This is a genomic window from Mycolicibacterium lutetiense (genome assembly GCF_017876775.1).
Taxonomy (GTDB): Bacteria; Actinomycetota; Actinomycetes; order Mycobacteriales; family Mycobacteriaceae; genus Mycobacterium; species Mycobacterium lutetiense.
Genome location: NZ_JAGIOP010000002.1, coordinates 337945 through 359422, shown reverse-complemented (window position 1 = coordinate 359422; position 21478 = coordinate 337945). Strand labels below are relative to the sequence as shown.

The 21478-nt window shown below is 65.6% G+C and carries 26 protein-coding genes; 13 read left to right on the top strand and 13 right to left on the bottom strand.

Translation table 11 applies throughout. The features are described from left to right. Positions 1-35: 35 nt before the first annotated feature. A complete protein-coding gene (locus JOF57_RS10940; protein ID WP_209916402.1) occupies positions 36-923 on the top strand; it encodes a coiled-coil domain-containing protein in 888 nt (295 codons plus the stop codon). 16 nt (positions 924-939) lie between these two features. On the opposite strand, the gene JOF57_RS10935 is transcribed toward JOF57_RS10940, so the two are convergent. Beyond that, positions 940-1443 carry a GNAT family N-acetyltransferase gene (locus tag JOF57_RS10935; protein WP_209923244.1) on the bottom strand — a complete coding sequence of 168 codons (504 nt, stop codon included), beginning with the start codon at positions 1441-1443 and terminating at the stop codon, positions 940-942. A 63-nt stretch (positions 1444-1506) separates the two neighbouring features. Further along, complete coding sequence (locus JOF57_RS10930; protein ID WP_209916399.1) at positions 1507-2265, bottom strand: alpha/beta hydrolase family protein; 759 nt, start codon at positions 2263-2265, stop codon at positions 1507-1509. A gap of 124 nt (positions 2266-2389) precedes the next feature. Between JOF57_RS10930 and JOF57_RS31415 the strand changes: the two genes are divergently transcribed. The 3 genes from JOF57_RS31415 (at position 2390) to JOF57_RS10915 (ending at position 3827) form a co-directional block, all read left to right on the top strand. Next, on the top strand, positions 2390-2590 hold the full coding sequence (locus JOF57_RS31415) for a hypothetical protein (protein ID WP_407666562.1): 201 nt from the start codon (positions 2390-2392) through the stop codon (positions 2588-2590). 86 nt (positions 2591-2676) lie between these two features. Further along, a complete protein-coding gene (locus JOF57_RS10920) occupies positions 2677-2835 on the top strand; it encodes a mycothiol transferase (RefSeq protein WP_407666628.1) in 159 nt (52 codons plus the stop codon). Positions 2836-2915: 80 nt separating this feature from the next. Then, the gene (locus JOF57_RS10915; protein ID WP_163661238.1) at positions 2916-3827 is read left to right on the top strand and encodes an MBL fold metallo-hydrolase; all 912 of its coding nucleotides are present in this window, start codon (positions 2916-2918) and stop codon (positions 3825-3827) included. A 202-nt stretch (positions 3828-4029) separates the two neighbouring features. Here JOF57_RS10915 and JOF57_RS10910 read toward each other — a convergent pair whose 3' ends face one another. Together JOF57_RS10910 and JOF57_RS10905 are read right to left on the bottom strand one after the other, a co-directional pair. Further along, positions 4030-4398: a hypothetical protein gene (locus JOF57_RS10910; RefSeq protein ID WP_209916397.1), complete on the bottom strand. Its 369-nt coding sequence runs from the start codon at positions 4396-4398 to the stop codon at positions 4030-4032. Positions 4399-4432: 34 nt separating this feature from the next. Next, positions 4433-5086, bottom strand: a complete 654-nt coding sequence (locus tag JOF57_RS10905) for a hemerythrin domain-containing protein (RefSeq protein ID WP_209916395.1) — start codon at positions 5084-5086, stop codon at positions 4433-4435. 138 nt (positions 5087-5224) lie between these two features. Between JOF57_RS10905 and JOF57_RS10900 the strand changes: the two genes are divergently transcribed. The 3 genes from JOF57_RS10900 to JOF57_RS10890 all read left to right on the top strand — a co-directional run bounded on the left by JOF57_RS10900 (position 5225) and on the right by JOF57_RS10890 (position 6899). Further along, positions 5225-5554 (top strand): ArsR/SmtB family transcription factor, encoded by a 330-nt coding sequence (locus JOF57_RS10900; protein ID WP_209916393.1) that lies wholly within the window; start codon positions 5225-5227, stop codon positions 5552-5554. A 75-nt stretch (positions 5555-5629) separates the two neighbouring features. Then, positions 5630-6247 (top strand): methyltransferase family protein, encoded by a 618-nt coding sequence (locus tag JOF57_RS10895; protein WP_209916391.1) that lies wholly within the window; start codon positions 5630-5632, stop codon positions 6245-6247. Between the two features lie 13 nt (positions 6248-6260). After that, positions 6261-6899, top strand: coding sequence for a class I SAM-dependent methyltransferase (locus JOF57_RS10890; RefSeq protein WP_209916389.1), 639 nt, complete (start codon positions 6261-6263; stop codon positions 6897-6899). 17 nt (positions 6900-6916) lie between these two features. On the opposite strand, the gene JOF57_RS10885 is transcribed toward JOF57_RS10890, so the two are convergent. The 6 genes from JOF57_RS10885 to JOF57_RS10860 all read right to left on the bottom strand — a co-directional run bounded on the left by JOF57_RS10885 (position 6917) and on the right by JOF57_RS10860 (position 12657). Continuing rightward, positions 6917-7315, bottom strand: a complete 399-nt coding sequence (locus JOF57_RS10885) for a tautomerase family protein (RefSeq protein ID WP_209916387.1) — start codon at positions 7313-7315, stop codon at positions 6917-6919. 87 nt (positions 7316-7402) lie between these two features. Further along, on the bottom strand, positions 7403-8644 hold the full coding sequence (locus tag JOF57_RS10880) for a S1C family serine protease (protein WP_407666627.1): 1242 nt from the start codon (positions 8642-8644) through the stop codon (positions 7403-7405). A gap of 348 nt (positions 8645-8992) precedes the next feature. Continuing rightward, a complete protein-coding gene (locus JOF57_RS10875) occupies positions 8993-9556 on the bottom strand; it encodes a GNAT family N-acetyltransferase (RefSeq protein ID WP_209916382.1) in 564 nt (187 codons plus the stop codon). A 3-nt stretch (positions 9557-9559) separates the two neighbouring features. Beyond that, positions 9560-10402 (bottom strand): alpha/beta fold hydrolase, encoded by an 843-nt coding sequence (locus tag JOF57_RS10870; RefSeq protein ID WP_209916380.1) that lies wholly within the window; start codon positions 10400-10402, stop codon positions 9560-9562. Positions 10403-10505: 103 nt separating this feature from the next. Continuing rightward, on the bottom strand, positions 10506-10916 hold the full coding sequence (locus JOF57_RS10865) for a transglycosylase family protein (protein ID WP_209916377.1): 411 nt from the start codon (positions 10914-10916) through the stop codon (positions 10506-10508). A gap of 385 nt (positions 10917-11301) precedes the next feature. Next, the gene (locus tag JOF57_RS10860; RefSeq protein ID WP_209916375.1) at positions 11302-12657 is read right to left on the bottom strand and encodes an alpha/beta hydrolase-fold protein; all 1356 of its coding nucleotides are present in this window, start codon (positions 12655-12657) and stop codon (positions 11302-11304) included. A gap of 133 nt (positions 12658-12790) precedes the next feature. Between JOF57_RS10860 and JOF57_RS10855 the strand changes: the two genes are divergently transcribed. The 3 genes from JOF57_RS10855 to JOF57_RS10845 are packed head-to-tail and all read left to right on the top strand — an operon-like array spanning position 12791 to position 15151. After that, positions 12791-13807, top strand: a complete 1017-nt coding sequence (locus JOF57_RS10855; RefSeq protein WP_209916373.1) for a TIGR03617 family F420-dependent LLM class oxidoreductase — start codon at positions 12791-12793, stop codon at positions 13805-13807. A gap of 52 nt (positions 13808-13859) precedes the next feature. After that, the gene (locus JOF57_RS10850) at positions 13860-14498 is read left to right on the top strand and encodes an FKBP-type peptidyl-prolyl cis-trans isomerase (RefSeq protein ID WP_209916371.1); all 639 of its coding nucleotides are present in this window, start codon (positions 13860-13862) and stop codon (positions 14496-14498) included. 47 nt (positions 14499-14545) lie between these two features. Next, on the top strand, positions 14546-15151 hold the full coding sequence (locus JOF57_RS10845; RefSeq protein WP_209916368.1) for a class I SAM-dependent methyltransferase: 606 nt from the start codon (positions 14546-14548) through the stop codon (positions 15149-15151). Here JOF57_RS10845 and JOF57_RS10840 read toward each other — a convergent pair. Further along, positions 15148-15957, bottom strand: coding sequence for a thioesterase family protein (locus JOF57_RS10840; RefSeq protein ID WP_209916367.1), 810 nt, complete (start codon positions 15955-15957; stop codon positions 15148-15150). The two genes, JOF57_RS10845 and JOF57_RS10840, sit on opposite strands and share 4 nt — an antisense overlap. Positions 15958-16055: 98 nt before the next feature. Here JOF57_RS10840 and JOF57_RS10835 point away from each other — a divergent pair, with 98 nt between their 5' ends. Beyond that, positions 16056-17417, top strand: coding sequence for a TIGR01777 family oxidoreductase (locus tag JOF57_RS10835; RefSeq protein ID WP_209916365.1), 1362 nt, complete (start codon positions 16056-16058; stop codon positions 17415-17417). Here JOF57_RS10835 and JOF57_RS10830 read toward each other — a convergent pair. Then, the gene (locus tag JOF57_RS10830) at positions 17407-17973 is read right to left on the bottom strand and encodes a hypothetical protein (protein ID WP_209916363.1); all 567 of its coding nucleotides are present in this window, start codon (positions 17971-17973) and stop codon (positions 17407-17409) included. The genes JOF57_RS10835 and JOF57_RS10830 overlap by 11 nt on opposite strands. Before the next feature lie 184 nt (positions 17974-18157). Beyond that, a complete protein-coding gene (locus JOF57_RS10825; protein ID WP_307869996.1) occupies positions 18158-18736 on the bottom strand; it encodes a TetR/AcrR family transcriptional regulator in 579 nt (192 codons plus the stop codon). Between the two features lie 103 nt (positions 18737-18839). On the opposite strand from JOF57_RS10825, the gene JOF57_RS10820 reads away from it, so the two are divergent. Together JOF57_RS10820 and JOF57_RS10815 are read left to right on the top strand one after the other, a co-directional pair. After that, entirely contained in the window at positions 18840-20171 is a 1332-nt protein-coding gene (locus JOF57_RS10820; protein ID WP_209916359.1) for a glycosyltransferase 87 family protein, read from the top strand. Positions 20172-20257: 86 nt separating this feature from the next. Continuing rightward, entirely contained in the window at positions 20258-21475 is a 1218-nt protein-coding gene (locus JOF57_RS10815) for an NAD(P)/FAD-dependent oxidoreductase (protein ID WP_209916356.1), read from the top strand. The last annotated feature ends 3 nt before the right edge of the window (positions 21476-21478 follow it).

Sequence of the window (21478 nt, the reverse complement as noted above, 5' to 3'; positions counted from 1 at the left end):
GGCGGAAACCGGAGTTGCCGCGCTGGGAGATTGCCATGACCGTCGACGACGACCTCAATTCGCTCTACGGCTTGCGGCCGGAGGAGTTCACCGCACGGCGCAATGAGCTCGCGGCAGCAGCAAAGAAGCGTGGTGATGTGTTGGCGGCCAAGGTGATCGCCGCGGCTAAACGGCCGACGACGGCTGCGTGGGTGGTGAACTTGCTCGTACTGACCGACGCGACAGCCCGCTCGAAATTGACGAGCTTGCACGAATCGCTGCGTGCCGCACATGCGGCCATGGACGGACAACGCATCCGCGAGCTGTCCACGGCGCAGCGGTTGCTTGTGCAGGGGCTGGCCCGTGCTGGATTCGCGGCCGCCGAATTGCCCGATCCGCCAGCGGCATTGCGCGACGACGTCACCGGCACACTCCAGGCGGCGATCGCCGATCCCGAGGTCACTGCGCGATTGGGAAGGCTGTCCCGAGCGGAAGAGTGGTCAGGATTCGGTGACTTCGGAGCGTCGTCCGTTGTGATCACGCGGGCCCGATCCGACTCTGGGTCCTCGCCGAGGGCCACCCCACCACCGCCGTCGCTTCCGTCGCTTCCGTCGCCAGAGGAGCAGTCACACGAGGACGCCGCCGCGGTCGAGGAGGCCCGGCGCCGCCGTGACGCCACCGCATCCGAACTGGGCGGGGCCCGCGCCGCACACGACGGCGCGCTCGCAACGTTGAAGGAACATCGGCACAAGGTCGCAACCGCACGCCGGCGCTACGAGAAAGTCCTCGAGACCCTCGCGGCCGCGCAGCACGACCTCGAGGCAGCGGATGCACAACTCGACCTCGCACAACAGTCCGCCGATGAGCTGCAGAACAGGTTACGAACCGCCGAAGAAGCTGCGGTGCAGGCAGAATCGCAGCTGATCCGCCTCACGCGCGAGTGACGGTGCGGTTCAGGCGTCAGACGCCGAAGGCTTTGGCATATGCAATCTCACCGCGGGGTGCCGCCGCTTCAGGATCCAGGGTCAGGCTCAGGAAGTTGCCGTCCGGCGCGTCAAACGGCGCAGTGATACCGAGGCGCGATGCCGGGCCGAACCCGAATCGCGGGTAGTAGTCAGCGTGCCCCAGCACGACAACGAGGTTCTCCCCCAGTTGGCGCGCGCGCTCAAGCCCTGCGCGAATCGCTGCCGACCCGGCCCCACTTCGCTGGAGGTCGGGCAGGACCGCGCAGGGCCCGAGTGCGAGGGCGGGATGACCGTCGACGGTGCATCGCGTGAGCAACGCATATCCCACAATTTCACCGTTCACGTCGCAGCTGACGATGGACAGTCCGTCTATCCATGCGGTCGGGTCTTCTCGGAGCGCATCGACGAGGTTCGCTTCGAGCGCCGTGGGGAACGCGGCCGCGTTCACCGCGTGGATGCGGCCGACATCCTGCGGCTGTTCAACTCGGGTAGTCCACATATCCAACTTTCCACTCACCGACTGTGTTTCATGCTACGTGAACCTTTCCGCTCCCTGGCCCCGTCAGCCCGCCACTGTGGTCGACGAGCGTCCGAGATGCCGGGGGAAGAATCGAGTGTCGATCCGGTCCGTGGGCACCGGGTGATGCCGGCCCGGGAAGGCATGCAGCACTTTGTCTTCCGAGGCGAAGGCGCCGAACAACTCGAGACCGAATCCGCGCGGGATCTCCCTGTCGTCCCACGGGAGGAGGAACTCGACCGGGATGGTTACCTGCTTCGCTGCCTCGAGCAGCGCATCGTGGGCGACTACCCCTCCGAAGAGCGCAGCAGTGATCCGAGGCTCGGCCGCGGCCAGCGGTATTCCGATCGCGCTCGCGAGCGTCATGCCCGAGTAGCCGATAGGCGCCCGTGCGTCGATCTCGGGCAGGGCTTGTACGGCATTGATCGTCGCCTGCCATTCGGGAACGGCGCGTTCGGCCACCGAGTGGCAGTACTCAGCGAGGCGCCGACCGAACGACGGGCTGCCTTCCGCCCGAGCCTGCTGGAAGGCGGTGACCAGGCGAACATCGGCTGGGCTGCGTGGCCGGTCGCCATGTCCGGGCGCATCAATCGAGACGACGTGAAAACCATCCGTGAGCACCGAGGAATGGGCCCGCGCTACGTGCCCTGGAGCCTTCTTGTCCAGGCCGCCGGGGTGACCGGCCAGGATCACGGGCGCGCCGCCGGAGCTGGTCTCCGGTGACCAGAGCACACCGGTGATGTCGTCCAGGGTGAAGGTGCGTTCGATGACACCGTTCGACGATGTCTCAGAGCTGAAATGCATGGTGGTGCCTTTCGGAAGTGCCGGTGTTCGGGCGCTCCTGACGACACCTACCTCGATCGCCCGACCGTGAACGCGAGTGGGAGCACCCACAGGGTTACAGCGTCCATGGGTCTCACTTCCTCGCGTGCTGTCACGGTCGCCGGCACGCTATCAATCCGGCCGCGACCCCGTCCAACGATTTTCCGCGCACTTGGCCCTGGTGCCGCCCAAGACCATCGATCTGTACGCCACCGGTGACAGCGTGTGTAATGGTGCCGCGCCCGGGCCGCCGAGCGGCGCGCACAACGCCTACATCGCCAACGGCATGGTCGACCAGGCCGCGTAGTTTGCCGTCAGCCGGTTGTAGCGACTACTCCCGACGACTCCCGTCGGGCCACACTCCCCGGGTCTGGTCGACGGCCGTACAACAGAATCGCCTCGCGCTTCGACCTCGACGCCACGATAGACATCCCTGCCGAGGGAACCGTGAGCATGCGGTGGACCCTGCTCGCCATGATCGAAGAGTTCGCGAGGCATGCCGGGCACGGCGACATCCTTCGCGAACAAATCGATGAGCCCCACTCTGGATAGTTCCTGCGGCCCGAGGACGTTCCCACGAGAAAGACAGGTCATTCGACAAGTCTTCAGTGCGGCCCTCAGGAGGAGACAACATGAGCGTGGACAACATCGCACAGGCCGGAAGTCCGGTCGACGAGTTGGTTCCGTCGCGCTATGCAGTGCAGGTCGGCGACATCGACGTTCTGGTGATCAGCGACGGCGTGCTGCCGATAACCGCCTCGACGTTGGCCACCAACGTCGAGCCGACCGAACTGGCAGGCTGGCTGGGCGACAATTTCCTGCCGCCCGAGGTAGTCGACTGGCCGCTGAACATCGTGGTGGTCCGTAGCGGCGCTCAGACCATCCTCGTCGATGCCGGGCTGGGACTGGAGTTCCCGGACTTTCCCCGGGCCGGTCAAACGGTCCAGCGACTCGAAGCCGCTGGTGTCGATCTCGGTTCCGTGACCGATGTGGTGCTCACTCACATGCACATGGACCATGTGGGTGGCCTGATCACCGAAGGGGTGAAGGAACGACTGCGACCGGACCTGCGGGTCCACGCGGCGGCGGCCGAAGCTGAGTTCTGGGAGTCGCCCGATTTCTCCCGCACCGTCATGCCGCAGCCGATACCGGATGTCCTTCGGAGGGTCGCCTCGCAGTTCTTGGACGACTACCGAGGCCAGCTACGGACGTTTGAGACGGAATATGAGGTCGCGCCGGGCGTACTCATCAGCCGTACCGGCGGCCACACCCCCGGGCACAGCGTGGTCCGTCTGGCGTCTGGCGGCGAGAAGCTGACCTTCGCCGGCGACGCCGTGTTCGCACCCGGATTCGATAACCCCGAGTGGCAGAACGGATTCGAACACGACCCCGAGGAAGCGGCCCGCGTCCGCGTCGAGCTTCTACGCGAGCTGGCAGCGACGGGAGAATCGCTGGTGGCCACCCACCTGCCGTTCCCGTCCGTCTGCCACGTGGCGACCGCCGGCGACGTCTTCCGGTGTGTACCTGCCGGCTGGGATTACTGATCGCCTGTCGTGATCGGCCGGCGTTCCCCGCCGGGAGCGCCGGCCACCCCGCGTTCTGGACGATGTTGTCGCTCAACATTTTTGACATGCGCGTCAAAGTTCGCGGCGGCGCCGGAGTTTCTTCCAGCGAAGTTGCGGTTTCCACCCGCGGTAGGTGTGGAGCTGCAAGCATGAGCGATGGCAGTGCGATGTCGGCAAACATCTAGCTGACTCGTTTGGCCGGGACGAAGGAGCGAACGATGCGTTCGATGATGACTTCTGAGGTGCGACACGTCCTGACAAGGTCTGCGGTGGCGGCACTCTCGGGGATAGCGGTGCTGGGCGCGGTCACGCCGGTGTCCGTCGTTTCAGCGATACCCCGCATGCCCGCGGCTCTCGATTCCCCCACCAGCCCGGATGATCCGGCATGCGCGACGGAGGGGTGGAATCCGGCCTGCTGGGGAGGCATGTACGACCAGACACCAGACGACGGAATTCCCGGGGACAACGCGGTGGACGGGGGCATACCCGCCCCGGCGATGGTGCCGAATGTCGACGGGTCGATGAGCCCACCCGGCACACCCGGGGCCATCTAGCGACGATGCTCCGCTCCGGCCCGACGCTGGCTAGCTCTGCACGGCGTACAACTTCTTCCGGTACGCCGACAACGAGCGCGAGCCCAGAGATTTCACCAAGACCCGTTGCGGCAGAGGTACTCCCGCCAGGAACGAGCGGCGCTCTTCGGGGGATGCGTAGTCCAGCACAAGACCGCCGAGTACGGTGCCCAATCGTGGATGTGTGGTCAGGAACGACGCTCCCCTCTTGACCGCGGCTCCCCACTCCTCGGGGGTCAAGTGCTGGACGATAACCGGTAATGCGTCGCGTTCCTCGTCATCGAGGTGGGCCAACACCTGTTCGGACAGCTGGGCGAACGACCCCCGTAGCCGTTCAGTGGTCGATCGTTGTACAAACTTCGTCCATGCCACGCGGTCAGCCTGCACCTCATCGAGCACCGTTGCGATCTGCCCGTGTTGACCTTCCATCCGTTTGATGTCGGATCTCCGATCCAGCGCCCTTGCCGACACGATCGGCCAAACGAGCTCATCTTCGGCCATGTGGTGGTGATGCAGCGCATCGGTCATCAATTTCAGATGGCGACCGACAATGCGCGCACGCGAGTTGTCGCCGGGCTGCACGCTGTCGATCAACCACGCCAGCTCACCGAGTTCGCGGCGAAACACGCGGTGGACGAGCAACATGTCCAAGGCGTTGACCGGCATCTCGACCTCCCCTCGGTGAACGGCAACAACCGTTCAGGATCAGCTTGCGCCGGGCGCCGGCCATCGAAATGAGTAGGCGACTACCCCACTCGATAGTTCAGTATTTTCTGAATACATATTCTGATGTACTCTCGGCCAATGGAGATATTGCCCCAGGTCGCAGTGCTTGCCCGATTCGGTCACGCCCTCTCGGACCAGACCCGGTCCAAGATCCTGCTGGCACTCAAAGATGCCCCGGGGTATCCGGCCGACCTTGCCGAAGCGGCGGGGGTGTCACGGCAGAGCATGTCCAATCACCTTGCCTGCCTGCGCGGTTGCGGGCTGGTTGTAGCGGTCCCGGAAGGTCGGCGTACCCGCTACGAACTTGCCGACCCCAAGCTCGCCCACGCATTGAACGATCTACTGCATGTGGTGCTGACTGCCGACGCCGAACTCTGCTCCAAGGCGGCATCCGACGGGTGCTGTTGATGACGTCAGAGAAGGACGCGAAGCGTGGCGCGACGAAACCTGTTGTGAACAAAGCTGGTCCGAGGAGATGACGATATGGCCGTAACCGCACTGCTTCTCTACCTGATCTTCGCGGCGCTGGGGTTCGGTTGGCGCAGTTGGGTTCAGTACAGGCGAACGGGGTCCACTGGATTTCGTGGCATCAACGGCAGGCCCGGCTCGCTGGAATGGCTGGCCGGTGTCGGATTCGTCGTGTCGATCATTGTCGGTGTGGCCGCGCCCGTGCTCCAACATCTTGGGTTCACCGCACCCATCGCCTTGCTGCACGCGCCATGGATCCAGTCGCTGGGTACAGTGCTGGCCATTACCGGAATCGCCGCCACGGTCTACGCGCAACTGGACATGGGCGAATCCTGGCGTATCGGGGTCGATCCCAGTGAGACAACAACATTGGTACGCAGCGGAGTATTCGGATTCGTTCGCAACCCCATCTTCACCGCCATGCTCGTCTTCGCCGGCGGTGTCACGCTCATGACACCGAATCCGGTCGCACTCCTGGCCTTCGTCGTGTTGTCGACCACGATCGAACTGCAGGTCCGTGTCGTCGAAGAGCCCTACCTGCTGCGGACCCACGGTCAGGCTTATCGTGACTATTGCGTCGCTGTCGGACGATTCCTGCCCGGTGTGGGACGCAGCGACTTTTCCCAGCGATAACGAGGTGAATGCGATGGCGCCGACCGATGCTCAGCGAGCCAAGTGGAACCGGTACTGGGACAAGAAATCCGACAGCTACGACCGAGAGATGGGGTTCTTCGACCGCCACCTGTTCGGGGACTCGCGCCAGTGGGTGTGCAGTCAGGCCACCGGCGCCGTTCTCGAAGTGGCGGTCGGCACGGGACTCAACCTGGGCTTCTATCCCGACGACGTCCAGCTGACAGGGATCGACTGGAGCAGGCCGATGCTGGATCTGGCCGAGCAACGTGCCGCCGAGCTCGGCCGCACCCCCACCCTGCAGCAGGCGGATGCCCACCATCTCCCGTTCGATGACGCCAGCTTCGACACCGTCGTCTGTACCTTCGGGCTCTGCGCCATTCCCGACCACACCCAGGCCCTCACGGAGATGACCCGCGTACTGCGTCCCGGCGGAAAGCTCCTCCTGGTCGATCACATCCGAAGCAGCGCGGCGCCGGTGCGGGTGTTCCAGCGGGCCTTGGAGCTGTTCACCATCCGGCTCGGCGGAGAACATTTCCTCCGCCGCCCTCTGGACCACCTCCGCGCCGGCAACATCCTCGACATCGATCACGTCGAGCGCTTCAAACTGGGCCTCGTCGAGCGTGTCGTCGCCCACAAGCCCGCGACCGCCTGAGGAAGAGCGGGCCACGATCACACGTTGACGTTGAAGCCCAGATCGTCGACATCACAGGCGGCCTGCCCACCACGAATTCCCCAGTTCTGCATGGGGTGGTCGCGCAGCACGATGGTGACGTGGTCGGGTGGGATGCCCAGCGCTTCCAGTCGACCGACAATCTCTTGATAGAGGCTGCGCTTGGCCTGCACCGATCGCCCGGAAAAGCAGTCGATCGTCACGAGGGTGTACAGCTCAGGTTGCGCCAGGCCCGGCGAGTGCGAGAAACGATGCGGCTCATGGGATACCAGCCGGACATGCTTGTCGCCGGCCGGGATCTGGAAAGCGACCACGAGTGCTTCGTGCACCGCGTCAATGATCGCCACCTCGTCGGACCGACGGCAAGGCCGCCTTATCTCGATGACCGTGCTGGGCATCCGGGAATCGTCACACACGTCGTGCCCTGCGGCCACTCGATTTTCGGTGCCATGTCCAGTGACGCCCGATGACGACGGCTTCTGCCGTTACGTCTGGACCTGCCCCAGAGTGACCTCCACGGTGCGCGAAGCACCCGACGGATCCTCATAGGCCAGCGTCACGGTGTCCCCCGGCGCCTTCGATCGCACCGCGGCGACCAGGGCATCCGGCCCGTCGATCACCTGATTGTCGACCTTGGTGATCACCGCGCCGTCGGGCAGACCCGCATCGGCTGCCGGGCCGCCGGCAACCACGCCGGCGACCGCCGCGCCGTGCGAATCGTTACCGGAGAGCTGGACACCCAGCGAGGCGTGCCGGACGGTTCCGGTCGAGACCAGTTCATCGGCAATCCGTTTGGCCTGATCGACCGGGATCGCGAAGCCCAGACCGATCGACCCCGACGGGCTGCCGCCCTGCGGACCCTGGCCACCGCCCAACGAAGCGATCGCCGAGTTCACTCCGATGAGGTCGCCGTTCATGTCGACCAACGCCCCGCCCGAGTTACCCGGATTGATCGCGGCGTCGGTCTGAATGGCGCTCATCACCGAATGCTGGCCGCTCCGCTCATCGCCCGTTGAGACCGGACGATTCAGAGCGCTGATGATGCCCGTGGTGACCGTCCCCTGTAGCCCTAACGGCGAGCCCACCGCGACGACATTCTGCCCGACCTTCAGATCGTTCGAGGAACCGATCGTGATCGGGGTCAACCCGGACACGTTCTGCGCCTTCACCACCGCGATGTCGTCGTCGGGGTCGGTACCGACGACGGTGAACGGCACCGTGCGACCATCGGACATCGTCACGGTCGCCTGCATTGCGCCGCCGGTCCGGCCCGACGTCCTTGGCGACGGGCCGTCAGGCGAATACTGGTCGCCACCGGGGAATAGGCCGCCTGGCAATCCGGGGAACCGTCCACCGGGTGAGTCTTCGGCGGCCAGCGGTCCCTGCGTGCCCGCGCCGCGGGCGGCAGCCGCCACGACGTGGTTGTTGGTGAGGATCAGACCGTCCTCGCTGAGGACGATTCCGGATCCCTCCTCACTCCCCTGCCCGGTCTCGACCTGCAGCTTCACCACGCTGGGAAGCACCTTGGTCGATACCTGTTCTACTGATCCGGCCGGTGCGGAACCCTTCGGCTGAATCGGGGCGGGTCCGGCGGCCGGCGACGATAACCGGCCGTGGTCAGCGGCCGGCGCCTGTGCGACGGTCGGGGGCTTTCCGGACTGATCGATCACCGCGACCGCTGCGACTGCGCCGGTAGCCATGGCCACCGCGGCGGTGCCGGCTACCAGCACGCCGACGCGGGACTTCTTCTTCGGCTGTGAAACCTCCTGCACCAGAGGTGCATCGAACTTCTGGGTCATCTCGGGATGCAGGCCATACGGAGGAGATGGCTGCTGATAGCCGGTCCGGCTCCATGGGCTTGGGTTCCGTTGATCCACCACCCGTTTCGCGTCCCAATCACGATTGTCGTTCTCCGGCGATCTACCCGACCAGTAATTCATTGCGTTTGCTTCTTCCCATGCGGCACCGACAGACATGCGCCGTGTCGGCGCCTGCCTAGATGTTGCAGTGCCGCACTGAGGGTTTGCTGAGAGTGAGTTCGGTGCTGGCCAAGACTTTTTCAGCTCTCGAAAACGCTACTGCCGCTGGAATGTCCTCAGTTGGGCGGTAGCAAGCACCTGCTCGGCGTCGAATTGCTGAAAGGTGTCCACGCGGGTGAACCCGAGCCGGTCGGCGACGCGGAGCGCGGCGAGGTTTGCCGCCTGGGTAATCACGATGATCGGTTGATCAGCGAGTTGCTTTGCGGCGCAGAGCAGCAACGCACGCGCAGCTTCGGTGGCATAACCCTTACCCCAGGCAGGTGCGCGGAAGACGTAGCTGAGCTCTAGCTCGCCGCCGCCCTCCAGCATGTGACCGGGCAGTTCAGGACCGCGCCGGCCAAGTGTCACCATGCCGAGCATCGCGTCGGATTCCCTGTCCGCGACGACGTAGCAGCCGTCGGCGGCCAGCAGGGTGGCCGCCCCTGCCGCGGCCACCAATGCCCGGACCTCCGCTTCGGCGCGCGGCCCACCGAGGAAGCGGCGTACCTGCCGCGCGGTCTGAGTATCGATCAGCCCCTCGGCATCATCGTCACGGCCCTTACGCAGATGGACACGCTCGGCCACTATGCGGGCCGTCGTGACCGTCGACTGATCGTTCATGCGCTAGAAGAGCTCCGGCATGACCGGTGCCACGTCGTCGAGAAACGCCGTCACCATAGGCACCAACAGTTCCGACTCCCCGGCCAGGCCGATGTGCGACATCGCCGGCAGGACCACCAGGCGCGCGGCCGGAACCCCTTGCAGCAATCCAGCCGCCGCGGCGCCCTCGTCGCCGCCGCCGCGCAACCGGAACATCGCCAGCGCATGTTCGGGCTTCACTCCGTCGGCGTCGCCGATGATGACCATCGTCGGCGCGGAGATCGCGCGCATCTGCGCGTCGGAGATGTGCTGATCGTCGATGTTCAGGACCTTCATCTTCTCGACGTAGGCGTCGAACCCCGCGGCCTCCGGCGTGTGCTCCCGGAACGAACTCTCGACGGGCGTCCCGGCGAACACGGCGGCGGTGAGGCCGCCGATCGCCTCCAATGTCGACGAATACCAGCCGTCCCGGTCGAACGTGGCCGACATCGAAACCAGTTTGGCCACCAGCGACGGATGACGGATCGCGAGTTGCAGCGCGACACCACCGCCCTGCGAGTAACCCATCACATCAGCACGATTCACCTGCAACGTGTGCAGCAACGCCGCCGCATCGTCAGCGAACTGCTCGTAGGACATCGACCGTGGTGCGTCCGGCGTCCGGCCGTGACCCTGTTGGTCGAACACGATCACGGCACGCTCGCGCGCAAAAGCCTCCGCCCAGGTCTGCATCGAGTCCGTGGCCATGAACGCACCCGGAATCAACAGCAACGGCGGCGTGGGGCCACCGAGCGTGCCGTACACCTCGTAATAGAGGTTCAGCCCGTTGATCGGCAGGTAGCCACCTCGCGCAGTCGTCGCGCCCATAAATTCTCCCGTCGAATCTGTCCACCGAATAGTTCCCGCCGAGGTAGACCTCGGCGGTGCCAGAAACTCATCGCGAGATATCGGAGCGGTTGCGAATACGGTGTCAGGACAACGGATTGAGCACCAAGGTGCACAGTCGCGGCAGGTTCCCCAGGGGAATCCAGACCATCACCTGGCGGCAGGTCCCTGAGGCCTGGCCCATCGGCCCGCCGCAGACCGGCCAGGCACCGAGACCCTGGGTCTGCAGCACGTTGCGTGCCACGCGGATCTGTTCCTCGCGACTCGCCATGGCCGGCGATCCCGACCCACCGTTGGAGGTCCACGTGGCCGGGGCGAACTGCAACCCTCCGTAGTAGCCGTTGCCGGTGTTAGCCGCCCAGTTTCCACCTGATTCGCATTGAGCCATTGCGTCCCAGTTCGGTTCGGCACCAGCGTTCGGGACTGCCAGGAGGGTCTGAGCCAGGGCGATCGCACCGAAAAACCCGAATACGGTGACGATCTTGGGCACGAGCATGTCGATCCCTTCACGACGGTGTGCACGTCGGTAATGGCGAGCGACAGACCATTTCGGCCCATCGTGATGCACGAGTTTACCGATGGGACGAAAGTAAAATAGCCGTGCTAGAGAGTCTAATTATCTTCTTTGAGTTTATTTAATAGTTATGGGTTTCCTGTGGCCAATGGGAATGGGCTAATCCCGCCCATCGACGATAAACCCGCAGTTCAGCCCATGCCCAAGCGAGATGGGCGGCCCATCCGTGCGCGCGTCGCGTCTCACAGAGTTGGGGCGCCAACGTTGTGACAATTGCAGCCTAATGTGAACCCAGTTCCCAATGTGATGACAGTGAAAGAAATGAATTCTGTTGCTAATGTGACTGGTGAGGTAGATGTGGTTGGTGTTACATCGAAATGCCCGTTACGGCTGCGGGCCTCAGCCGGGCGATGATCCCGTCCAGGTCGACGAAGAACATCTCGGGACGAAACACGTGGCCCCCGGGCACCTCATGCGCTTCATTCGGGATTCCGGCGTGGTCGAGAAGGCCCCGGAACTCACGCTGGCCGGCGAGTACCTCGGTCTCGTTGGCGCTGTCGAACCAGTTGATCGGATCCGGACTGGTCCCCGCGACGAGGAAGACCCGCTTGTTGCGGTAGCTCTCGATCCGCTCGACCGGGTTGTCGGCACTGACCCTGGCCTGATCCCAGAGGGGGGCGCCATAGACCGTGCCGCCGGCCAGATCCAGAACCGCCGACGTGATGTTCGCCCAGTGCACGACGAGACCGAAATCGCGGCGCAGGCTTGCCGGCCCCGAATGGGCACTGACCGAAGCGAAGTGGCCGTAGTACTTCGCGGCGTACTTCAGCGCGCCGAAACCGCCCATCGAGAATCCACCGACCGCCCGGCCGTCGTACTCGGCGTACGTCCGGAAGTTCGCCTCGATCCAGGGCAGCAACTGGGCGATGTGGAACGTCTCCCAGTTCCGCGGTCCGACGAACGAGGTGACCGGGTTGGAATACCAACCGGCGTGTCCACCGTCGGGCATCACCACGATGATCGGCTTCCCGGCGGTCCAGGCGCGGATACCCATGAAGTCGAAGGAACGGAAATCGTCGTTGCCGCCGTGGAACATGTAGAGCACCGGATAGGTACGCCCGCTGGTGTGGTAATCGTCGGGAAGTAAGACGTTGACGCCGGGGTTCCAACCGATGGCTGCGGTCTGGAAGCGGTAGTACCACAGGCGAGGATCATTCTCGTTGCGGTCCACGATCCGCAGACCAAATCCGTCACCGCGCCCGGTGAATATCACCAACGTCTGCCCGGGCTTTATTGCGCCCGGGTCGGAGATACCGTTCACACCGGCGATCGGCGGATAGAACGATGCATCACCGTAGAAGCGTGATGCCAACGCCGACAACGCATCTCCCGGGACAACCGAGTATTTCCTCAGTTCCGGGATGATCAGTTGCTGACCGGGATCGAGGCCGGCATCCGGGGCCAGGCCGCTGGCGGTGGCGATCAACCGAGACAGATCGGCCTGCCCATAAAAGCGCGACGCCAGGCCCGTCAACGTATCGCCCGCGACCGCGGTGTATCGCGTGTAGTCGGGAAAGACCAGCCGTTGCCCCACCTGGATGACGTTGGGATCGGGTATCCCGCTGGCCGCGGCGATCAGTCGATACCGTTCGGCATCCCCGTAGAACCGCAATGCCAACGCTGACAGCGTTTCCCCCGGCACGACCGTGTGAATCCTGACCATGTCCCCTCCTTCAGTTGCAATGCCCCCTGGTCCCTGATATCGACAAGTCTAGGCCTGCGACCGACAGCGTGAAATGGTTGACTTCTAAGGCATTACGAGTTCCCGGGACGCCCTCTGACGTACGCTCCCCCACGTGTATGTCGATGTGATGACCGTTCCGCAGCCGCTGTCTGAGATCGGTGACCTCGCCCGCCGTACCCAGTCCGCCGGATTCTCCGGGCTCCTGCTCACCGAGACGGGCCGGACCGCCTATCTCAACGCGGCCGTCGCCTCACAGTCCGCACCCGGTCTGGAGCTCTCGACCGGTGTCGCCGTTGCCTTTCCGCGCAGCCCGTTCGTCACCGCAGCGTCGGCATGGGAGCTCCAGGAAGCCACCGGCGGCAGATTCCGGCTCGGTATCGGCACCCAAGTCCGCACCCATGTCGTACGTCGCTACGGAGTGCCCTTCGAGCAGCCGGGTCCGCGCCTGCGCGACTATGTGCTGGCGGTCAAGGCGTGCTTCGCCGCGTTCCGGACCGGCAAGCTCGAACATCACGGCGATTTCTATGACCTCGACTTCATCACTCCGCAGTGGAACCCCGGTCCGATCGATGCCCCCGATCCGAAAGTCGACATCGCCGCCGTGAACCCGTGGATGCTGCGCATGGCCGGCGAAGTCGCCGACGGCGTGCACATCCATCCGATCGGCGAGCCGGGCTACATCGCCCGTCATGTGCTGCCCAACCTGGCCGCCGGTGCGGCCAAGGCCGGCCGCTCCCCCGACGACGTTGCCAAGATCGTCCCCGTCATGACGATCGTCGGCGACACCGACGAAGAACGCGCCAACGAACGCGAGTTCGTGCGGGCCAGCATGAGCTTCTACGGGAGCACGCCGAACTACGCCTTCATCTGGGACGAGGCAGGCTTCGACGGCACCACCGCGCGTCTGCGGGAGAAGCAGAAAGCCGGTGACTTCGCCGGCATGGCGGCGCAGATCACCGACGACCACATCGCCGCCTTTGCCACCGAATCCACCTGGGACGGACTGACGGAGGCGTTGACCGCCAAGTACGGCGGAATCGCCACCCGCGTCGTGCTCTACAACGCGCTCGGCGGGCCCGAACGTTTCGAGCGGTACGGGGAGATCGCGAAGCGGTTGTCGGCAGCGTGACGCAGGCGGGCTATCGGCAGGCACCACCCACCCCGCTGTAGCGTGGCCAAGCATGAACTTCTCTCGCGTGCCCTCCTCCGTTGTGCTCGTAGCCTGTGCCGCGACGTTGACCATGACGATCGCGGCCTGCGGCTCCGACACGGACACCTCCGCGGCGTCGTCGTCGACGAGCACGCCATCGGTCGCTGAGGTGCTCACGCCCTCCATCGCGGAGACCGCAACCGCGACCAGCACCTGCCCGACGACAGCGCCGCAGGGTGAAGGCACCCCCGAATGGACGCTGTCCGGGGCTACCGGCAGTGTCGCGGTCACCGGGTCCACCGACACGGCCGCACCCGTGGTGAAAGTGACCGGACCCTTCACCGTGGGTGAGACCCAGGTGCACACCCTGAAGGCCGGTGACGGCCCGGTCGTCGCGCCGTCTGCGAACGTTTCGGTGTGCTACATGGGTGTCAACGGACGCGACGGGTCGGTGTTCGACAGCAGCTACGAACGCGGCGAACCGGTCGACTTCCCCCTCAACGGCGTGGTGCCCGGTTTCCAGAAGGCCATCGCGGGACAGAAGGTCGGCTCCACCGTGGCCGTCGCGATGACCTCTGCCGACGGCTACCCCCAGGGTCAGCCGGCCGCGGGCATCCAGCCCGGTGACTCGTTGGTCTTCGCGATCAAGATCCTCGACGCGCAAGGCTGAGTCACACCGCCCACCGGGGCCCGGGACCGACTTGCCACAATGCTCCTATGGTCGAGCGGAGCATCTGGATGCAAAAAGTGGCGGCGGATCCCGGACATTCGGATTGGTACGTCGAACGCTTTCGCGCCATGGAGCGCGCTGGTGAGGACCTGGCCGGCGAGGCCCGTCTGGTCGACGCGCTGGCATCACGCAATGCCCGCATCCTCGACGCCGGCTGCGGTCCCGGCCGGGTGGGTGGATACCTCGCCGAGGCCGGGCACCGGGTAGTCGGCGTCGACGTCGACCCGGTGCTGATCGAGGCGGCCGAGAACGACCGTCCCGGTCCGCGCTGGCTCGTCGGCGATCTCGCCGAACTCGACCTGCCGGCACGCGGTATCACCGACCCGTTCGACGTCATCGTGTCGGCCGGCAACGTGATGACCTTCCTCGCTCCGAGCACCCGGGTTCAGGTCCTGACGCGCCTGCACGCGCATCTCGCCGACGATGGCCGCGCGGTGATCGGATTCGGAGCCGGCCGCGAATACGAGTTCGGTCAGTTCTTCGACGACGCGGCGGCCGCCGGGTTCACCACCGACCTGCTGCTGTCCACCTGGGATCTCCGCCCGTTCACCGAAGACTCGGACTTCCTGGTGGCGATCCTGCGCCGCGGCTAACCTGAGCCGTTCGGGCTGAAGTTGAAATTGGCTATCGCGGTGGACAACCCGGTGCCGATCGGGCCCGACGTGTCGTACAGGCACGCACTGCAGGTGGCCACTCCCTCAGCGCTGGTGTGGGTCAGCGCCGCCATGCCGATATAGGGGCCGACCGGCAACCGGCTCAGCGCCAGCGTGTAGTCGGCATTGATGAAGGCCAACCCGGCCGAACTGAAATTGCCCATCGAACTCGTGACGTCGACCGCCAGCGCCGTCCGCACGAACGGTGTGAGCTCTTCGCCGGCAACCAACTCTCGGACCTCGCGCAGCCATGCGTACCGGGGCCCGCACTGCTGCCACGGAAAACCTTCACCGGTCCATTCCGGATCCGGCCCAGAGGGCCGGATGAACATGGGGACGTCGTCGTCGAAATCCGCCGGTTCCTCGGGCAGCGGTGGCAGGTCGACGGACGTGCTCCAGAACTCGCCCTCGGGTTGGGCGCCGCGCCGCAGATACAGCGCCGAAGCCCGGGCCACCAGCTCACCGTCCTGGGTCATCGCCGCGTCGACCGCCTGCATCCGCGAGCCTGCCCTCACCACCGACGCGGTGACCCGAACCGGAGCGCCGGCGACCCGACGCAGTATTTCCACGGTGAACCGAGCCGGTTGCAGGTCCTTGTCGGTGACGAGTGCTTCCACAGCACGCGCCAACAGTCCGCCGACCACCTGACCGCCCAGGGTGGGGCCCCAGCCTCCGTGCGCAATCTCGTTCGGCACGAACCCGTCGTCACTGCTCACAAAGAACGGCGTTGTCGCAGTGAGCTCCACAGGTACACCTCTCGTCCGGCCATTCAGGCAATTGCAGACACTATTACAGATACAGATACCGTTGATGCAACGATATTCATGGGCGGTAACGTCGATCGATGGGATTGGTGTACTCCAGCGTCATCGACGCCCCGAGCGACGAGGTCTTCGGCTGGCACAGCCGACCCGGCGCGTTCGCCAGACTGTCCCCGCCGTGGCAGTCGATGAAGCTCAAATCCGAGGCCGACTCGCTGCGCGACGGCCGTGCCGAACTCGCGTTGCCCGGCGGGTTGCGGTGGGTGGCCCAGCATCAGGCCGACGCCTACGACCCACCACGACGCTTCGTCGACAAGATCGCCAGGGGTGGGCCGGCCTCGCTGCCGGCGGCACTGGCGGTGCGCTGGAAGCACATTCATGATTTCGAAGCCATCGACGCGACCCACACCCGCATGATCGATCGGGTGGAAACCCCGATTCCCGGTCAGTTCCTGCGGCCGATGTTCGCCTACCGCCATCGCCAGCTGGCTGACGACCTCGCCTCCCATCAGCGCGCCCGGGCGCGTGGGTTGAAACCGCTGACCGTGGCCATTACCGGGGCATCCGGGCTGGTCGGTTCGGCGTTGACCGCGTTCTTGAGCACCGGTGGCCACCAGGTGATCCGACTGGTCCGCCACGCAACAACCAAACCCGATGAGCGGCAATGGAACCCGGACGCTCCCGACCCCGAACTCTTGGCCGGGGTCGACGCCGTCGTCCATCTGGCCGGCGCATCGATCGCCGGCCGGTTCACCGACGAACACCGTCGCGCCATCCGCGACAGCCGCGTCGAACCGACCCGCCGGCTCGCCGAACGTATCGCCGCGACCGATAGCGGCCCTCAGGTCGTCGTCAGCGCGTCAGCGGTGGGCCTCTACGGCTACGACCGCGCCGACGAGGTTCTCACCGAGACCAGCGAACGCGGCGACGGCTTCCTGGCCGACGTCGTGGCCGACTGGGAACAGGCGCTGGCCGCGGCCGAACGATCCGGTGTCCGGGTAGTGCGTGTCCGCACCGGGATCGTGCAGTCCCCCAGCGGCGGCACCCTGCGACTGCTGCGGCCCTTGTTCGCGGCCGGGCTCGGCGGCCGCATCGGCGACGGGCAGCAGTGGTTGCCCTGGATCGGGATCGACGACCTGGTTGACATCTACCACCGCGCGTTGTGGGACACGCAGTTATCCGGCCCGGTCAATGCCGTGGCACCAGAGCCGGTGCGCAACACGGAATACACCGACGTGCTAGGCCACGTTCTGTACCGTCCGACCGTTCTGCCGGTTCCGACGCTGGGGCCACGGTTACTGCTGGGCGACCAGGGTGCCCGTGAACTGGCGTGCGCCAGCCAGCGGGCGGTTCCCGCGGTCCTCACCTCCGCCGAGCACCATTTCCGCCATCCATACCTGGATCAGGCGCTGCGCCACGTGTTGGGGCGCCCGGTTACGGCGTAGGAGCTGCCGGCGGCGCAGGCGCTTGCTGACCCGGCGAGTTGTACTCGTACCCGGGCGGCGGCGGACCGTTGAGCGAGTAGTAGCCAGGCGGCAACGCCGGGCCGGCGGGACCGCCGCTACCGGGGGCCGGCGCCGTGGCCGGCGTCTCCGAACCGGGGGCGTTGATCGAGACGTACCCCGGAGGCAAGGGAGGTGCGACGCCGGCGCCCGGCGGCGGCGCGACCGTACCTTCGGGTGCTCCCCCGGCACCCTGGAACCCGCCCGGGTCGCGGGCCTGGTGCCACAGATCGCGCAGGGTACCGACCGGGCCGGAGCCGTACTGGCCCGAGCCGTACACGGGGTTGGCGATCTCGGGCACCTGTGGCGGGCCGGCCGGCGCGGGCGGCGGCGGCGGCGGTGCTGCCTCCGCGGGCGCAGGCGCGGGCACCGGATCGGGCACTACCGGGTCTGCGGCTGCCTGGCCGGCGGTGGCCAGCGCAGCGCCCAGGACGGTCAGTCCTGCGATCGCGAGCTTCGCCCGTTTGACGGGAAGCGTGGCGCGGTGCGCATCGGTCATCTGTCCGGCGGTCCTCTCTGTACGCCCGCTGAAACCTGTACGCCCGCTGAAACGCCTGCTCGGGAGACACGGCGATTACCGGGCGGTCCGTGCATCGTCGCACATCCCACCGCCGGCGCGCTGGGCTCGCGCGGTGAACCGGCCCGGAGCAACTCCGCGCAGCGTGTGCATTCACCGGTCGTGATCAGAACGGCGCAAGCAGGAACTCGTCGATGAATCGGCTGAATGTGTCATCCACGTAGGCGCCGTCCTCGGCCGTGAAAAACTCGATGATGAGGCCTTGAAATGCCGCGAGGGCGATGCGTGAGCGCGTCTCTGCGACATGGTCGGACATTCCGAGCGCCGCCAATCGGGCCTTCGAGTTGCAGGTGAGCAGGGACAACGTATCCCAGGTGTACTCGCGGTACGGACTATCGCGGCTGCACGCGGCACCGAACACCTGCAAGACCACCCGCAGGCTCTCGCTCCGCTCACCACGGGTGCAGGCATACCAGTCGTTGAAACACCATTGCCGATGTGCGGCCACCGACACCGGCAACTCCACGTCGTCGGCCTCCGGAATCGCCTGGCGTTGTTGCCGGTTCAGCACTTCCAGTATCAACTGATCTTTGGTGCCGAAGTAGTAGACCAGCATTCGCGCACTGGTTCCCAGTTCGGTGGCCAACGTACGCAGCGAGGTGTCGACCACACCCACGCGGGCGAACACCGACGCTGCGCCTGCCAGCAGCTGGTCACGCTTCACCCGGTCGATCTCGCGAGGCACATTTGACTGTAACAAATGCTTCATATATTCGTTAGTTGTTGCGCCTGAACGAGCTTCGTTCACAGCCAGGGGTCGGCTGGTGCGCACGGCAGGGGCTTGCTTCATGACTGCGCCACACCGAGTCCACGCAGTTTCGACGAACGCGGTGGCGATCGCCTGGCTGGCGGCCGCAGCGCTGCTGGTCATTCACCAACTGCTGGAACCGTTCACCGCAGGCTCACACATGGGGCTGCTCACCAACGGCGGCGACCTCGACATCTATCGCGCCGGCGGGCAACAACTGCTCGACGGTCAACCGCTCTACGCCACGGAGCTGCCCGGAGGGGGTTGGTTCACCTACCCGCCGTTCGCCGCTGTCACCTTCATCCCCCTGTCCATCATGGGTTTCACTGCAGCCCAAGTAATCTGGATGGCCGTCTCATTCACGGCGCTGACCCTCACGATCTGGCGATGCGCCACTGTCCTGAGCTACCGGGCAGATCATCGGCTCTGGCTGCTCGCCCTCGCACTCAGCCTCGTCGCCGTCGACATCGAGGCGGTGAGGGGCACGCTTTGGCAAGGGCAGGTCAATGTCGTCCTGATGGCGTTGATCGTCTGGGATCTCACCCGGCCGCCATCCGCTCGTCTGCGCGGATGGTCGGTCGGCATCGCCGCCGGTGTCAAGCTGACCGCCGTCGTGTTCGTGCCCTACCTGTTCCTCACCCGGCAATGGCGTGCAGGCTTCACCGCGCTGTGTGCGGCGCTGGCCACGGTCACGATCACCTGGTGTGTCCTGCCGACCGATTCCACGGCCTACTGGCTACACGCGGTGTTCCAAACCGACCGCATCGGGCCGCTCACGCATCCCGGAAACTTCTCGATCGGCGGAGTGCTGGCCACCCTGGCGGCGCCGGCACCGATGCCGACCCTGTGGTGGATATTCGCGATCGGCACCGCGGCGGTGCTGGGGTTCGTTGCGGCACAACGGGCACAGCAGTCCGGGCACTCCCTGCTGGCGATCACGCTCATCGGGTTGCTGTCGTGCACGGTGCCACCGCTTGCCTGGGGGCATCACTGGGTGTGGACCGTTCCGCTGCTGGCCATCATGGTCGATCGGGCGGTGCGCTCCACCGGCCTGACCTGGGGCGTCTGGGCGGCCGGTACGCTGGCCGTCTATCTGGCGGTGTTCATGTGGTTCGCCGCCTGGCTCTACCGGACCTCGCTCCAGCTCAGCGCCGGCTACACCAGCTATGTCGAGGCGCTCGACGCCGCCATCGCGACGATGTCCAAGCCGGACAAGCTGCTGGTGGTCTCCACGAACCCGACTCTTTTCTTCGTCGCCGCCGTCGCAACCATCGTGTTGGTTCGCCGACATCATGATGTCGGTCGTCGCGCGAAAGGCCGTCCACTGCAAGGGATTGCAGCAGAAAATAGTAGGGATCGGCGACTTTGGTGACATCGACCGTTGAAAACTAGGTTCGCCATTGCGGGTTCTCGAGCGTTTTACCGGCCGTGATTTTTGTAGCGTGGCACGCTGAAACCGTGAGTCACGTGCTGATCGTCGGATCGGGTTTCGCCGGGCTGTGGGCAGCGCTCGGCGCCGCCAGACGTATCGACGAACTCAGACCGGCGGCCGACGGCGTGAAGGTCACGGTGGTCAGTGAGCGCCCCTTCCACGACATCCGGGTACGCAATTACGAAGCCGATCTGAGCGACTGCCGGATCCCGTTGGAGAAGCTGCTCGATCCCGTCGGCGTCGACCACGTTGTTGGCGAGGTCACCGCCATCGACGTCGGCGCGCGGAACGTCACGGCGCAACACGATGGCCGAACGCTCGTCATGGGCTATGACCGACTGGTCCTGGCCGCAGGCAGCCGGGTCGCGCGACCGAATATCCCCGGGCTGGCCGAATTCGGTTTCGACGTCGATACGTTCGACGGCGCCAGGCGTCTCGCCGGTCACCTGGATACGCTGGCCGCGAATCCCGTGACACCGGGTGCCGGCACGGTCGTCGTCGTCGGCGCGGGGCTCACCGGTATCGAGACCGCATGCGAATTGCCCGCACGGCTCGCCGCGATCTTCGATGGCACCGTTGCACCGGTAGTCGTGCTCGTGGACCACCACCCGCAGGTCGGCTCGGATATGGGCGCCTCGGCGCGCCCGGTGATCGAAACTGCATTATCCGACAATGGAATTCAGGTCGTCACGGGTGTCAGCGTGACATCTGTCGATATCGGCGCGGTGACCTTGTCATCTGGCGACACGGTGCCGACGGCCACCGTGGTGTGGTGCGCGGGAATGCGGGCCAACCCGCTGACGGCGCAGCTGCCGGTCACGCTGGACCGGTTCGGTCGGCTGCCGGTCGACGACTACCTCCGCGTCGAGGCGGTACCGGCGGTGTTCGCGGCCGGAGATGTGGCCGCCGCGCGAGTCGACGACGGCCACCTGTCGGTGATGTCGTGTCAACACGGCAGACCGATGGGCCGCTATGCCGGGTACAACGTCATCGGCGACCTTCTCGGGCAACCCATGCGCGCATTGCGGATCCCCTGGTACGTCACCGTTCTCGATCTGGGCCCGGCCGGTGCCGTCTACACCGAGGGCTGGGATCGCGATGTGGTGGCAACCGGTTTGATGGCCAAGGCCACCAAGAGAACCATCAATACCGAACGGATCTACCCGCCGTTGACCGGCGATCGGCAGCGCCTGCTCGCGGCCGCCGCACCCGACCTGCAGAGGCGGCCGACCCTGGGCCGGTAGGGG